Annotated in this window: 10 protein-coding genes, 2 tRNA genes and 1 pseudogene; 9 read left to right on the top strand and 4 right to left on the bottom strand. The window is 61.1% G+C overall.

Going from position 1 to position 13,673, the window contains the following annotated elements:
- Positions 1-273 precede the first annotated feature (273 nt).
- The 4 genes and pseudogenes from PFLQ2_RS02740 (at position 274) to PFLQ2_RS31100 (ending at position 4,893) form a co-directional block, all read left to right on the top strand.
- Positions 274-1,461, top strand: a complete 1,188-nt coding sequence (locus PFLQ2_RS02740) for an ATP phosphoribosyltransferase regulatory subunit (protein WP_003186409.1) — start codon at positions 274-276, stop codon at positions 1,459-1,461.
- A 54-nt stretch (positions 1,462-1,515) separates the two neighbouring features.
- Positions 1,516-2,808 (top strand): adenylosuccinate synthase, encoded by a 1,293-nt coding sequence (locus PFLQ2_RS02745; RefSeq protein WP_003186407.1) that lies wholly within the window; start codon positions 1,516-1,518, stop codon positions 2,806-2,808.
- A 486-nt stretch (positions 2,809-3,294) separates the two neighbouring features.
- Positions 3,295-3,987, top strand: a pseudogene (locus PFLQ2_RS31105) (methyl-accepting chemotaxis protein); the annotation flags it as partial.
- 21 nt (positions 3,988-4,008) lie between these two features.
- Positions 4,009-4,893 (top strand): methyl-accepting chemotaxis protein, encoded by an 885-nt coding sequence (locus tag PFLQ2_RS31100; protein WP_371261245.1) that lies wholly within the window; start codon positions 4,009-4,011, stop codon positions 4,891-4,893.
- 99 nt (positions 4,894-4,992) lie between these two features.
- Here the strand turns inward: PFLQ2_RS31100 and PFLQ2_RS02755 are convergent, their stop codons facing one another.
- From PFLQ2_RS02755 to PFLQ2_RS02770, 4 genes are all read right to left on the bottom strand, one after another.
- A complete protein-coding gene (locus tag PFLQ2_RS02755; protein ID WP_003186402.1) occupies positions 4,993-6,558 on the bottom strand; it encodes an ABC transporter permease in 1,566 nt (521 codons plus the stop codon).
- A complete protein-coding gene (locus tag PFLQ2_RS02760) occupies positions 6,558-7,568 on the bottom strand; it encodes an iron ABC transporter substrate-binding protein (protein ID WP_003186401.1) in 1,011 nt (336 codons plus the stop codon). The genes PFLQ2_RS02755 and PFLQ2_RS02760 overlap by 1 nt, the downstream gene beginning before the upstream one ends.
- Before the next feature lie 198 nt (positions 7,569-7,766).
- Positions 7,767-7,853, bottom strand: a tRNA-Leu gene (locus PFLQ2_RS02765).
- 176 nt (positions 7,854-8,029) lie between these two features.
- Positions 8,030-8,116: transfer RNA gene (locus PFLQ2_RS02770), tRNA-Leu, on the bottom strand.
- Between the two features lie 226 nt (positions 8,117-8,342).
- On the opposite strand from PFLQ2_RS02770, the gene rnr reads away from it, so the two are divergent.
- The 5 genes from rnr (at position 8,343) to PFLQ2_RS02795 (ending at position 13,659) form a co-directional block, all read left to right on the top strand.
- Positions 8,343-10,979 (top strand): ribonuclease R, encoded by a 2,637-nt coding sequence (rnr, locus tag PFLQ2_RS02775; RefSeq protein ID WP_003186399.1) that lies wholly within the window; start codon positions 8,343-8,345, stop codon positions 10,977-10,979.
- A complete protein-coding gene (rlmB, locus tag PFLQ2_RS02780; RefSeq protein ID WP_003186397.1) occupies positions 10,976-11,737 on the top strand; it encodes a 23S rRNA (guanosine(2251)-2'-O)-methyltransferase RlmB in 762 nt (253 codons plus the stop codon). The genes rnr and rlmB overlap by 4 nt, the downstream gene beginning before the upstream one ends.
- Positions 11,738-12,044: 307 nt before the next feature.
- Positions 12,045-12,473 carry a 30S ribosomal protein S6 gene (gene rpsF, locus PFLQ2_RS02785; RefSeq protein ID WP_003186395.1) on the top strand — a complete coding sequence of 143 codons (429 nt, stop codon included), beginning with the start codon at positions 12,045-12,047 and terminating at the stop codon, positions 12,471-12,473.
- Positions 12,474-12,501: 28 nt separating this feature from the next.
- Complete coding sequence (rpsR, locus tag PFLQ2_RS02790) at positions 12,502-12,732, top strand: 30S ribosomal protein S18 (RefSeq protein ID WP_002551829.1); 231 nt, start codon at positions 12,502-12,504, stop codon at positions 12,730-12,732.
- Positions 12,733-12,768: 36 nt separating this feature from the next.
- Positions 12,769-13,659 carry a hypothetical protein gene (locus PFLQ2_RS02795; protein WP_003186386.1) on the top strand — a complete coding sequence of 297 codons (891 nt, stop codon included), beginning with the start codon at positions 12,769-12,771 and terminating at the stop codon, positions 13,657-13,659.
- The last annotated feature ends 14 nt before the right edge of the window (positions 13,660-13,673 follow it).

Genomic DNA, 13,673 nt, shown 5'->3' with positions numbered 1-13,673 from the left:
GATCCTTTCGGAAAACGTGTGTATGATGCGGCAGCCGGGAAATTCCCGGCTTTTTTGCGTCTGCACGTTCGATTGCGGTTTCACGATGCAGGCGTCGAGTTGAACGACTCGACAGGTTTTTCGAGGAAAGTGCCGGGCGAGGCCGACGATGGGCCATTCGTCACGTCGCTCTTGCGCGTCTTTTGCCCATGATGCGCGTACGGCGCAGGCATTTTCTGCTTCACTCAAGGCCAGCCCGAAAGCTGGCCGCCCGGACCATAGGGGAATGGCGTAATGGCAACGGTAGACCGCTGGCTGCTGCCAGATGGCATCGAAGAAGTACTGCCACCGGAAGCTGCGCGTATTGAAGTTGCGCGTCGGCAGGTGTTGGATCTGTTCCAGAGCTGGGGGTACGAGTTCGTCGTCACCCCGCATATCGAGTACCTGGAATCCCTGCTGACCGGCGCGGGCCAGGACCTGGACTTGCGCACCTTCAAGGTCATCGACCCGCAATCGGGTCGGCAGATGGGCTTTCGTGCAGACATTACGCCGCAAGTGGCGCGCATCGACGCCCACACCCTGCGCCGCGAAGGCCCTAGCCGCCTGTGCTACGCCGGCAGTGTGCTGCACGCCCAGCCGCGCGCCTTGTCATCTTCGCGCAGCCCGATCCAGCTGGGTGCGGAGCTGTATGGCGACGCCAGCCCGAGCAGCGACGTAGAAGTCATCAGCCTGATGTTGGCCATGCTGCAACTGGCCGACGTGCCGGATGTCCACATGGACCTGGGGCATGTCGGCATTTATCGCGGCCTGGCCCGTGCGGCCGGTTTGTCTGGCGAAGTGGAGCAACAACTGTTCGATGCGTTGCAACGCAAGGCCATCGACGAAGTCATCAGCCTGACCGAAGGCCTGCCAGCAGACCTGTCGGGCATGCTGCGGGCCCTGGTTGATCTGTGCGGCGGTCGTGACGTGCTGGCGGCAGCCCGCGAGCGCCTGGCCAATGCTCCGGCGCCTGTGCTGGCGGCGCTGGACGATTTGCTGGCGATTGCCGAGCGGTTGTCGGTGCGTTTCCCCGAGCTGCCGCTGTATTTCGACCTGGGTGAGTTGCGCGGTTATCACTACCACACCGGTGTGGTGTTCGCGGTGTTCGTTCCCGGTGTGGGGCAGTCCATCGCCCAGGGCGGCCGTTATGACGATATCGGTGCCGACTTCGGTCGTGCCCGTCCGGCAACTGGCTTCTCTACCGATTTGAAAACCCTGGTGACCCTGGGGCGTGCTGAAATCGAGCTACCGTCTGGCGGTATCTGGATGCCTGACAGTACGGATGCGGCACTCTGGCAGGCGGTCTGCCAGTTGCGCAGTGAGGGTCAGCGTGTCGTCCAGGCCTTGCCTGGGCAACCTTTGGCCGCCGCCCGTGAAGCGGACTGCGACCGGCAATTGATTCAGCAGAACGGGCTTTGGCAAGTATTGCCGCTGGCTTCTTGAGTTTTCCTGCCGGCTGCAGCCGGCACCAAGTTTGCGCGAATGAGGACAAGTGTTATGGGTAAGAATGTCGTAGTCCTGGGCACCCAGTGGGGTGATGAGGGCAAAGGCAAGATCGTTGATCTGCTGACCGAACATGCTGCCGCCGTAGTGCGCTACCAGGGTGGTCACAACGCAGGCCACACCTTGGTGATCGACGGTGAAAAAACCGTACTGCACCTGATTCCGTCGGGCGTGCTGCGCGAAGGCGTGCAATGCCTGATCGGCAACGGTGTGGTGGTCGCTCCCGACGCGTTGCTGCGGGAAATCATCAAGCTGGAAGAAAAAGGCGTACCGGTGCGCGAGCGCCTGCGCATCAGCCCGTCCTGCCCGCTGATCCTGTCCTATCACGTTGCGCTGGACCAGGCCCGTGAAAAGGCCCGTGGCGAGCTGAAGATCGGCACCACCGGTCGCGGCATCGGCCCGGCCTACGAAGATAAAGTCGCCCGTCGTGGCCTGCGCATCGGTGACCTGTTCCACCGCGAGCGTTTCGCCGCCAAGCTGGGCGAGTTGCTGGACTACCACAACTTCGTCCTGGTCAATTACTACAAAGAACCGGCCATCGATTTCCAGAAGACCCTGGACGAGTGCATGGAGTACGCGGAGCTGCTCAAGCCGATGATGCTCGACGTCACCGCCGAGCTGCACGAGCTGCGTCGCGCCGGCAAGGACATCATGTTCGAAGGCGCCCAGGGTTCGCTGCTGGACATCGACCACGGTACCTACCCGTACGTCACCAGCTCCAACACCACCGCAGGCGGCATCGCCACGGGTTCGGGTTTTGGCCCGATGTACCTGGATTACATCCTCGGTATTACCAAGGCCTACACCACTCGCGTCGGCTCGGGTCCATTCCCGACGGAGCTGTTCGACGATGTCGGTGCGTTCCTGGCCAAGCGTGGCCATGAATTCGGTGCCACCACCGGTCGTGCCCGTCGTTGCGGCTGGTTCGATGCCGTCATCCTGCGTCGCGCCATCGACGTCAACAGCATCTCGGGCCTGTGCCTGACCAAGCTGGACGTGCTGGACGGCCTGGAAACCATCAACATCTGCGTGGGCTACAAGAACCAGGACGGCGCTGTCATCGACGCCCCGACCGACGCCGACAGCTACATCGGCCTGGAGCCGGTGTACGAGCAGATGCCTGGCTGGACCGAGTCGACCGTGGGTGCCAAGACCCTGGAAGAGTTGCCAGTGGCGGCTCGCAACTACATCAAGCGCGTCGAAGAGTTGGTCGGTGCGCCGATCGACATTATTTCGACGGGGCCGGACCGCAACGAAACCATCGTTCTGCGTCATCCGTTCGCCTGATAACTCGTTGATGTAAAACACAAAGGCCCCTCGTTTGGGGCCTTTGTCGTTTCTGCCTACCCGACGGCACGACACTTGCTATGCATCTCCATTAAGGCACCGCTTCCATGAGTGCTATCAATTTAATGGCGTTTGGTAGAGGGATTTCACGTGTCGGCCGTTCTCTCACTGTTACAAAGCCGTTTATTGCGGCCTGTGTTCGTTACCCTCGGTATCGCCCTTTTGGTGCAGGTGCTGGTGGCTGTTGCGCTGACCCGAAGCACCGTGACGGCGCTGGAAGCCGACCTGGGCGCGCGTCTGGGGGCGGACAGCCAGAAACTTTCCGGCGAGCTGGAGCAGGCCGGGCGCGAAGTCACCTCGAGCCTGGACAGTTTGTCCACCAATACCCGCCAGCGGCTGAACGCCGGATTATCTGCGCGTCTGAAGGATGAGCAGGTCCAATTGCGTGGGACGCTGGAAAAGGACTTAAGGGATTCCGCCAATGATATGGCGCAGCTCCTGGCGTCCGTCGCTCCCCGGGCGATGTGGGACAGCGACGTGCCGACCCTTTCCGAATTTGCCCGCCGGGCCCAACGCAATCCCAACGTGCTGTTCGTCATTTATGACGACGCAGCCGGTGAGCACCTGACTCGCTACCTGAACCGGGAAAACCCGATCAACAAGGCGCTGCTGGAAAAAGGCAAGGGCGAGCGGGCGTTGGACAAGGTGTTGGATGCGGCGAAGAACGATCCATCAGTCTATTACCTCGAAGCCTCCATCAACCCCAATGGCGTGGAGATCGGCAAGGTGTTGATGGGGGTTTCCACAGCTTCGGTTGAAACCGACCTGAAGGCGCTGGACCAGCGTTTCTCGGCCTTGATCGCCAGCAGCGACCAGTTGGTCGGCGACAGCCTCAAGGGGGCGGCGGCTGACAGCGCTACCGCCATGCGCGGTCGCTTGGAGTCGGCCCAGGCCACTGCTACGCAAATGCAGACCAACACTTCAACCACCGTGCAAGAAGCTGCGAGCACCTTGCGCTGGCGCATCGGCCTGGGCCTGGCGCTGGTTGGCTTTGGTGTGCTGTTGCTGCTGGCCGTGGTGCTGGGGCGTCGGGTGGTCAATCGCTTGAAGCTGTTGATCGCGGCAATGAATGACCTGGCGGCGGGCGAGGGCGACTTGACCAAGCGCGTACAAATCAGCAGCAAGGACGAAATCGGCGACATGGCCTCGGCGGTCAATCGCTTTGTGGATAAGTTGCAACCCATCGTGCGCGAGGCTGGAGATGTGGCCCAGCGTACCGGTGTGGAGATTGGTGCGATGACGTTGCGTAACTCGGGTGCCGATGCCGCTGCCGGAATGCAGCGTGATGAAGTGGCCGAGAGTCTGCGGGCGCTGTCGCAAATGGCGGACGAAGCGCAGTCGGAAAGCCAGGCGATGCAAGCGGCCCTGCAGCAAGTGGTGGAGATCCGCCAGGCCACCGATGAGAACACTCGGACTTCGGCCAAGGTCAGCGGTTTGATCGAGGCGCTGGCGGGGCAGGTGGACACCGGGGCGAAAGTGATCGAGCGGCTGGCGCAGCAGAGCGAGCAGATCGAAGTGGTGCTGACCGTGATCCATGGCATCGCCGAGCAAACTAACTTGCTGGCGTTGAACGCGGCCATCGAAGCGGCGCGTGCCGGCGAAACCGGGCGCGGGTTTGCGGTGGTGGCGGATGAGGTGCGGGCATTGGCGAGCAAGACCCAGAGCTCGACGGGGGACATCCAGGCTCATATCGTGGCCTTGCAGCAAGGCGCGCGAGAGGCGGTGGCGGCTATCGGCCAGGCCGGGCGCCAGGCCAGCGAGGGGTTATTGGTGCTGCGTGACAGTGCCCGCCTGCAGCAGTCAGTCCAGGTGTCGGTGGAGCAAGTGCATGCAGCCATCGGCCTGGCGACCCAGGCAGCGGCGCATCAGGCCCAAGGCGCGCAAGCGGTGCGCGGTCGGGTGGAAACCATTCACGTCCAGGCCGAAAAAGCGGCCCAAGCCGTGGTCGAGACCACGGCCAGCGGCAAGGTGCTGGACAGTCTGGCGGCGCAATTGAAGGCAAGCCTGGGGCAGTTCAGGGCTTGATGCCTGGGGAGGTCTCATCGCGAGCAAGCTCGCTTCCACAGTTGAACCCGAGTATTCAAGCGGGCCAACGTGAGAACGAGCTTGTTCGCGATAGCGATTTCAACGGCTCAGATACATCCGCGTCGTCAGCAAATACACCGGCAACCCCGACACCACGATCAGCAGCGCCGCATAAGGCGCTGCCGCCGCGAACTCCACGTTCGACGTATGGGCCCAGACCGCCGTCGCCAAGGTATTGAGCCCGGTTGGGCTCAGCAGCAGCGTGGCCGTCAATTCCTTCATCGCATCCAGGAACACCAGCGCAAACGCCGCGCCCAGCGCCGGGAAGATGATCGGCAAGGTCACCCGGCAAAAAGCACTGAATGACGAAGCCCCCAGCGTTCGCGCCGCCTCTTCGAGTTGCGGCGCTGCCTTGTTCAGCGCGGTACGCACCGGTGCCTGGGCCAGTGGCAGGAACAGCAACGCATAGGCGATCAGCAGCAGGGCCGAGGTCTGGTACAGCACTGGTACATAGTGCAGCGCGAAATACACCAGGCTCAGGGCGATCACCAGTCCGGGCAACGCGTGCAGCAGGTATGGCAAACGTTCGGCCCACAGCGCCAGGCGACCCTTGTAACGCACCACCAGCAGACCGACCGGCACGGCCAGCACCAGGCAGAGTGCGGCGCCCCCAAGTGAGAGCGCCAGCGACGATAGCAGCGCCTCGCCGATTTCGCCCATCGGGAATGCGGCGGATGTGCCCACCGCCAGCCAATACACGAGCATGCCCAGGGGGACGCCACTGCCAATGACCGCCAGCGCCAAGCAATACACCTGGCCGAGAGGCGCCCAGGAGCCCAGTCGGACCTGTTCGGCCCGCCGCGCCGCCCCTTGGCCAGTGCGCACGTGACGGCCCTTGCCGCGCACCCTCAGTTCCAGCCACAGCAACACCAGGCACAAGACCAGCAACACCGCCGACAGCATGGCGGCATTGGCGTTACTGAATTCCAGTTCGAACTGCTGATAGATCGCGGTGGTGAAGGTTTGCAGGCCGATGATCGACAGCGCGCCGAACTCCACCAGCATGTGCAGCGCGATCAGCAGCGAGCCGGCCAGCAACGATGGCCAGAGCAGCGGCAGCGTGACGCGAAAGAACACGCCCCAGCGGTTTTGCCCCAGGGTGCGGGCGGATTCTTCGAGCGAGGGGTCCAGGTTGCGCAACGTCGCCGCCACTGGCAGAAAAATCAGCGGGTATTTCGACAGGGTCATCACCAGAATCGCCCCGCCCAGGCCTTCGAATTGCGCGCTGAGGGAAACCCAGGTGAAGCTGCTGACAAAGGCCGGCACCGCGAATGGCAGGCACAGGATGACTCCCCATACCCGGCGTCCCGGCAAATTGCTGCGCTCCAGCAGCCAGGCCAGGGAGAGGCCGATCACTCCACAGGCCAGCGTGACGCCGACCATCAGTGCCAGGGTATTGCGCAAGAGCCCGAACACGTAGGGGCGCCACAGCAGGTGCAGTGCCTCGGCCCACCCGGCCTGCCACGCCTTCGCGACCACATAGAGCAGTGGCAGCAGGCTCAGCAGCACCAGCAGCAACACAGGGAGCAACACCCCGATGGAGGGGCGCCTGCGCCGGGGCACGTAGCCCCCGCTCGGGTGTGGTGTGCTCAGCGACGGCGTCATCAGTTCAGGCCGACCTCGCGTTCCAAGTCCAGCGCTTCTTCGGCGTTGCCAAGGTCGGCGGGGGTGACCTTCGGTGGCTCCAGCTCATTGAAAGGCTTGAGGCCGCGGTCCGAAACCATACCCTTGTGCAGCGGATATTCGGCGGACGTCCGGGTGATGACCCGTTGGCCTTCTTCGCTGGCCATATAGGCGAGCAATTGCTGGGCTTCTTCAGGGTGCTTGCTGGATTTCAGCGCGGCGGCGCTGGACACGGTCACCAAGCCACCGGCGTCGCCACCAGTGAAATAGTGCAATCTGGAGTCGAGCTGGCCTTTCTCCCGCTGCAAGGCGAACCAGTAATAGTTGTTCACCAGGACGGTCGCCACTTCACCGTTTTCCACTGCTTTCAGGGCAACCATGTTGTTGCTGTAGACCTTGCCGAAAGCGCGCAGCCCGGTGAGCCATTCTTCGGCCGCTTCCATCCCGTGCAGCTTGATGATGGCGACGGCCTGCTCCTGGAAGGCGCCGCTGCTCGGTACGAAGCCGACCTTGCCTTGCCATTGCGGCTGGGCAAAATCGAGGACGGTCTTGGGCAGGTCTTTTTCGTCGATCAGTTTCGGGTTGTAGGCCACGACACGCACCCGGGCGGTGACGCCCATCCAGGTACCGTTGCCGGCGACATAATCCTTGGGTAGGACATTCAGGGTGGCATCGTCGATTTTTGCCAGCAGGCCCTGTTCGCCCAGTTTGTTCAGGGGCGGCGATTCTTCGGTGTAGATGACATCGGCCGGGGAGCGGTCGCCTTCTTCGACGATCTGGCTGGCGAGTTGGTTGCTGCTGCCCTTGCGCACGTTGACGTGGATGCCGGTCTTGGCTTCGAAGGCCTTGGCTAATTCGTCGCCGACTTCCTTGTGCTGGCCGTTATAGAGGGTCAGTTCGACTTTGTCGGCGGCGTGGGTGAGGGGCGTTGCGAGGGTCAGGCCGAGCAGGGTGCAGGCCAGTGCGCGGTGCAGGGTGGTTCGAAACATCATTCGCAGGGTTCCTCACTGTCGTGTAGCAAAAACATGTCGCAATGATAAACGATATTGTTTCTCATGTGCGGCTTGAGGGAATTGAGGTTCTGATACAAGCGGTGAAAGAATGTTTATGGTTTCCGAACCACTGAAACGCAAAAACCCGCTTTCGCGGGTTTCTGTGAGATCCAAGGTCATGAACCTTGAACCTTGAATTGGTGCCCAGAAGAAGACTCGAACTTCCACGACCTTGCGGTCACCAGCACCTGAAGCTGGCGTGTCTACCAATTTCACCATCTGGGCAGCATCTTCAGCGTTGCCGCTGTCGATGTGGCGCACTATACGGAGCGCGTTTTGATCTGTAAACCCCTGTTTTTGTTTTAGTAATTGCCAAACGAAATGGCGAGGGGGAGAAATGCAAAAACCCGCTTTCGCGGGTTTTTGTGAAGCAGGCAGACCGTTGATCTGCTGCTTGAAATTGGTGCCCAGAAGAAGACTCGAACTTCCACGACCTTGCGGTCACCAGCACCTGAAGCTGGCGTGTCTACCAATTTCACCATCTGGGCAATATCGTCAACGTGTGTACGTCGTCGATGGCGCGCACTATACGGAGCGTGTTTTTAACTGTAAACCCCTCTTGGTAAAAAAACCGCTAAATTTCACGAGCGGTGCATTCCGGGGCTTCAAAGGTGAGGCAAAAGACTTTAGAAAAGGCATTGGGTGCTTGAAATTTCCCGTTTCATTAAGCCTATGCCAAACTAACCCGCATATAGACAAGGTGAAAACTCTCTAATGGCCGATTGGCAGTCCCTCGATCCCGAGGCCGCTCGTGAAGCGGAAAAATATGAAAACCCTATTCCTAGCCGCGAACTGATCCTGGCGCATCTCGCCGATCGGGGTTCGCCTGCTAGCCGCGAGCAGTTGGTCGAAGAGTTCGGTCTGACCACCGAAGACCAACTCGAAGCCCTGCGCCGCCGTCTGCGCGCCATGGAGCGCGACGCTCAACTGATCTACACCCGGCGCGGCACCTATGCGCCGGTGGACAAGCTCGATTTGATCCTGGGCCGCATCGCCGGTCACCGTGACGGCTTCGGTTTCCTGATCCCTGACGACGGCAGCGACGACCTGTTCATGAGCCCGGCGCAAATGCGCCTGGTGTTCGATGGCGACCGGGCCCTGGCCCGCGTGTCCGGCCTGGATCGCCGTGGTCGGCGTGAAGGCGTGATCGTCGAAGTGGTGTCCCGTGCCCACGAAAGCATCGTCGGCCGTTACTTCGAAGAAGGTGGTATCGGTTTTGTTGTGCCGGATAACCCGAAGGTTCAGCAGGAAGTGCTGATTACCCCGGGCCGTAATGGCGCTGCCAAGGTCGGCCAGTTCGTCGAGGTGAAAATCACCCACTGGCCCACTGCGCGCTTCCAGCCACAGGGCGATATCGTTGAAGTGGTCGGCAACTACATGGCGCCGGGCATGGAGATCGACGTTGCGCTGCGCACCTACGATATTCCTCACGTATGGCCCGAGGCTGTGCTCAAGGAAGCCGCCAAGCTCAAGCCGGAAGTCGAAGAGAAAGATAAAGAAAAACGTATCGACCTGCGCCATCTGCCGTTCGTCACCATCGACGGCGAAGATGCCCGCGACTTCGACGATGCGGTCTACTGCGAAGCCAAGCCCGGCAAGCTGCGCCTGTTCTCCGGCGGCTGGAAGCTGTTCGTCGCCATTGCCGACGTGTCCAGCTATGTGAAGATCGGTTCGGCCCTGGATAACGAAGCCCAGGTGCGCGGCAACTCCGTGTATTTCCCTGAGCGCGTGATCCCGATGCTGCCTGAGCAGCTGTCCAACGGCCTGTGCTCGCTGAACCCGAAAGTCGACCGTTTGGCCATGGTGTGCGAGATGACCATCTCCAAGACCGGCGAAATGACCGACTACCAGTTTTACGAAGCGGTGATCCACTCCCAGGCGCGCCTGACCTACAACAAGGTCAGCACCATTCTGGAAACGCCGAAGACCAATGAAGCCAAGGCCCTGCGTACCGAATACGCTGGCGTGGTGCCGCACCTCAAGCAACTGTACTCGCTGTACAAGGTGTTGCTGGGGGCCCGTCACGTGCGTGGCGCGATCGATTTCGAGACCCAGGAAACCCGGATTGTCTTCGGTTCCGAGCGCAAGATCGCCGCAATCACCCCGACCACCCGTAACGATGCGCACAAGCTGATCGAAGAGTGCATGCTGGCGGCCAACGTGGCCACCGCCGAATTCCTCAAGAAGCACGAGATTCCTGCGCTGTACCGCGTGCATGACGGCCCGCCGCCGGAGCGTCTGGAAAAACTGCGTGCCTTCCTCGGCGAGCTCGGCCTGTCCCTGCACAAAGGCAAGGACGGCCCGACGCCGAAGGACTACCAGGCGCTGCTGGCCAGCATCAAGGACCGTCCGGATTACCATGTGATCCAGACCGTGATGCTGCGCTCCCTGAGCCAGGCGGTGTACAGCGCCGACAACCAGGGCCACTTTGGTCTGAATTACGAGGCGTACACCCACTTCACCTCGCCGATCCGTCGTTACCCGGACCTGCTCACGCACCGCGCGATCCGCAGCGTGATCCATTCCAAGCAGAACACCCCGCACGTCAAGCGCGCCGGTGCCATGACCATTCCGAAAGCACGGATCTATCCGTACGACGAGGCGGCCCTGGAACAGTTGGGCGAGCAGTGTTCCATGAGTGAGCGCCGCGCCGACGAAGCCACCCGCGACGTGGTGAACTGGCTCAAGTGCGAGTTCATGAAAGACCGCGTGGGCGAGTCGTTCCCAGGCGTGATCACGGCTGTGACCGGCTTTGGTTTGTTTGTCGAGCTGACCGATATCTACGTCGAGGGCTTGGTGCACGTCACCGCCTTGCCGGGTGATTACTACCACTTCGACCCTGTACATCACCGCCTGGCGGGCGAGCGCACCGGTCGCAGCTTCCGTCTGGGTGACACCGTGGAAGTGCAGGTCATGCGCGTCGACCTCGATGAGCGCAAGATCGACTTCGGAATGTCTGACAAACCCGCCGAAGCACCGACTGGCCGTAAAAAGCGTGGTGGCGAGGCCGCAGCGCCTGCGACCAAGGGTAAAGGCGCTCCAGCAAAAACCGTAGAGTCGGAGCCAGCCAAGGCTGGTCGCCGTTCGTCTGCCAAGGACAAGGCTCCCGAAGCCTACCGCCCCAGCGACGCAGCGGCGAAAAACGCCGAGCTGCGCAAAAGTCGTGAAATGAAGCAGGCGTTGCTGGCCGAAGCCAAAAGCGGTGGTAAAGCGGCGTCTGGGGGAAAGGCCGGACGGTCGGCCCCGGACAAGGCGACCAGCAAACCGAGCAAGCACCGTAAAGGCCCGCCAAAAGCGGGCTCGGCCCCAGCCAAAAGTGGCGGGGCGCGTAAACCCAAGGCCAAGTCATGAGTCAGTTGGAAAAAATCTACGGCGTGCACGCCGTGGAAGCGTTGCTGCGTCACCACCCCAAGCGGGTCAAGCAGATCTGGTTGGCGGAAGGTCGTAGCGATCCGCGGGTCCAGACCCTGGTCGAGTTGGCCAACGAAAGCCGTGTCGCGGTCGGCCAGGCCGAGCGGCGCGAGATGGATGCCTGGGTCGAAGGCGTCCACCAGGGCGTCGTGGCTGAAGTCAGCCCAAGCCAGGTCTGGGGCGAGGCGATGCTCGACGAGCTGCTCGATCGCACCGAAGGCGCTCCCTTGTTGCTGGTGCTGGACGGCGTGACCGATCCGCATAACCTCGGCGCGTGCCTGCGTTCGGCGGATGCGGCCGGTGCGTTGGCGGTCATCGTGCCTAAAGACAAATCGGCAACCCTGACGCCGGTGGTGCGCAAAGTTGCCTGCGGCGCGGCGGAAGTGATTCCGCTGGTGGCCGTGACCAACCTGGCGCGCACCCTGGAGAAACTCCAGCAGCGCGGCTTGTGGGTCGTGGGTACGGCGGGCGAGGCCGAGGTCAATATTTATGACCAGGACCTGACAGGCCCGACCATCCTGATCATGGGCGCCGAAGGCAAGGGCATGCGTCGCCTGACCCGCGAACATTGCGATTACCTGGTCAAATTGCCGATGGCAGGCAGCGTCAGCAGCCTCAACGTCTCGGTGGCGACCGGCGTCTGCCTGTTCGAGGCCCTGCGCCAGCGGAGCGTCAAGGCTACCGCCAAGAAGCCTTAAGTCAGGCGCAAGTCAAATGTGGGAGCGGGCTTGCTCGCGAAAGCGTTGGATCAGTTGATATCGATGTTGACTGACACGCCGCCTTCGCGAGCAAGCCCGCTCCCACAGTGTTTTGTGTTTGGGTAAAGATTGGGGGTTGTTCAAATAATCACCAATTGCCTTGCGCCTCCCTCGACCCTTCTCTACAATTGCGCCCCTTGCTGTGATGGCAGGCACTTATGTGTCTAGCGTCCTCAAGTCCATAAGTGTCATTCACTCCTTGTCTGACCGTTTTTGAGCGGCAGGCTACAACCCGTAAGGAGCATTCATGCGTCATTACGAAATCATCTTTTTGGTCCACCCGGATCAAAGCGAGCAAGTCGGCGGCATGGTTGAGCGTTACACCAAGCTGATCGAAGAAGACGGCGGCAAAATCCACCGTCTGGAAGATTGGGGCCGTCGTCAACTGGCCTACGCAATCAACAATGTTCACAAGGCTCACTACGTGATGCTGAACGTTGAGTGCACTGGCAAGGCCCTGGCCGAGCTGGAAGACAACTTCCGCTACAACGATGCAGTGATCCGTAACCTGGTCATCCGTCGCGAAGAAGCCGTCACCGGCCAATCCGAGATGCTCAAGGCTGAAGAAAACCGCAGTGAGCGCCGTGAGCGTCGCGACCGTCCTGAGCACTCTGACAGCGCCGATGGCGATGACAGCGATAGCGACAGCGACAACAGCGATAACGCTGACGAGTAATCCACGGACCTTTTAAGGAGCCAATCACATGGCACGTTTCTTCCGTCGTCGTAAATTCTGCCGCTTCACCGCTGAAGACGTGAAAGAGATCGATTACAAAGATCTCAACACTCTGAAAGCCTACGTATCCGAGACCGGCAAAATCGTTCCAAGCCGTATCACCGGTACCAAAGCTCGTTATCAGCGTCAGCTGGCCACCGCTATCAAGCGCGCCCGCTTCCTGGCCCTGCTGGCCTACACCGACAGCCACGGCCGCTGAGACCGGGCAGTCGACGAGTAGTAAGGGATTGAATGCATGCGCGCCTTAGCTGACTTCATCATGCGGGGACGTGTGCAGGCCACGTTGGTTGTGGCCGGATCCGCGGCATTGCCGCTGTTGTTCTGGTTGAGTGCCGCCGCTGGTTGCCTTGTGCTCCTGCGGCGCGGTTCGGACGCCCTGAGCGTCCTGGGTATCGGAATGTTGTCAGCGTTGGTGAGCTGGTACTTCCTGAAAGACCCGACGACACTCCTGGTGTTGCTCGGGGCTAGCGGCCTGGCGTTGATTTTGCGCGCCGGGCATACCTGGAACCGCGTGCTGCTTTGCAGCGTGGCCGTGGGGTTGTTAAGTGCGGTGAGCCTGGGAGCTGTATTCAGCTCCTTCATCGAGTCACTGGCGCAGACGTTCGAAAACGTCCTGCCGCTGGCGATGGGTGGGGTCTACGAGACATTCTCGGCAGACCAGAAGGCGTTAGTCACTGCTCTGACCACTCCGCTGATGATCATTTCGATAGCGTCTTCGGTGCAGATCTTTAGCGTGCTGTGCCTGATTCTTGGGCGCTATTGGCAGGCGTCGTTGTATAACCCCGGTGGTTTCGGGCGCGAATTTCGCGCTATCCGATTCCCCAAGAGCGTGGCGCTGTCACTGCTGGCCGTCATGTGTGTTGCCCCGTTCCTTGGGCTGCATGCACTGATCCTGTTGCCGTTGTGCAGTGTACCGCTGGTCTTCGCCGGCCTGGCCCTGGTTCACGGGCTGGTGGCGCAGAAACGGCTGGCCATGTTCTGGCTGGTGGGGATGTACGTGACGTTGTTGCCTTTCATGCACTTGCTCGGTCCGTTGCTCGTGGTCTTGGCCATCGTCGACAGCCTGATTGATTTTCGCGGTCGTATGGCGTCGAAAGACGCCGACAACGCGAACGGTGAAGGTTAAAAGTTAGAGGATTT

Origin of the sequence: Pseudomonas fluorescens Q2-87, assembly GCF_000281895.1 — a bacterium.
Taxonomy (GTDB): Bacteria; Pseudomonadota; Gammaproteobacteria; order Pseudomonadales; family Pseudomonadaceae; genus Aquipseudomonas; species Aquipseudomonas fluorescens_S.
Note: the sequence above shows the minus strand (reverse complement) of the source record. Positions and strands in the feature narration are given on the sequence as shown.

What these genes read in the sequence shown, in the direction of transcription:
- PFLQ2_RS02740 (WP_003186409.1), top strand. Translation starts at nt 274, where the DNA reads ATGGCAACGGTAGACCGCTGGCTGCTGCCAGATGGCATCGAAGAAGTA.
- PFLQ2_RS02745 (WP_003186407.1), top strand. Translation starts at nt 1,516, where the DNA reads ATGGGTAAGAATGTCGTAGTCCTGGGCACCCAGTGGGGTGATGAGGGC.
- PFLQ2_RS31100 (WP_371261245.1), top strand. Translation starts at nt 4,009, where the DNA reads ATGGCCTCGGCGGTCAATCGCTTTGTGGATAAGTTGCAACCCATCGTG.
- PFLQ2_RS02755 (WP_003186402.1), bottom strand. Translation starts at nt 6,558, where the DNA reads ATGACGCCGTCGCTGAGCACACCACACCCGAGCGGGGGCTACGTGCCC.
- PFLQ2_RS02760 (WP_003186401.1), bottom strand. Translation starts at nt 7,568, where the DNA reads ATGATGTTTCGAACCACCCTGCACCGCGCACTGGCCTGCACCCTGCTC.
- rnr (WP_003186399.1), top strand. Translation starts at nt 8,343, where the DNA reads ATGGCCGATTGGCAGTCCCTCGATCCCGAGGCCGCTCGTGAAGCGGAA.
- rlmB (WP_003186397.1), top strand. Translation starts at nt 10,976, where the DNA reads ATGAGTCAGTTGGAAAAAATCTACGGCGTGCACGCCGTGGAAGCGTTG.
- rpsF (WP_003186395.1), top strand. Translation starts at nt 12,045, where the DNA reads ATGCGTCATTACGAAATCATCTTTTTGGTCCACCCGGATCAAAGCGAG.
- rpsR (WP_002551829.1), top strand. Translation starts at nt 12,502, where the DNA reads ATGGCACGTTTCTTCCGTCGTCGTAAATTCTGCCGCTTCACCGCTGAA.
- PFLQ2_RS02795 (WP_003186386.1), top strand. Translation starts at nt 12,769, where the DNA reads ATGCGCGCCTTAGCTGACTTCATCATGCGGGGACGTGTGCAGGCCACG.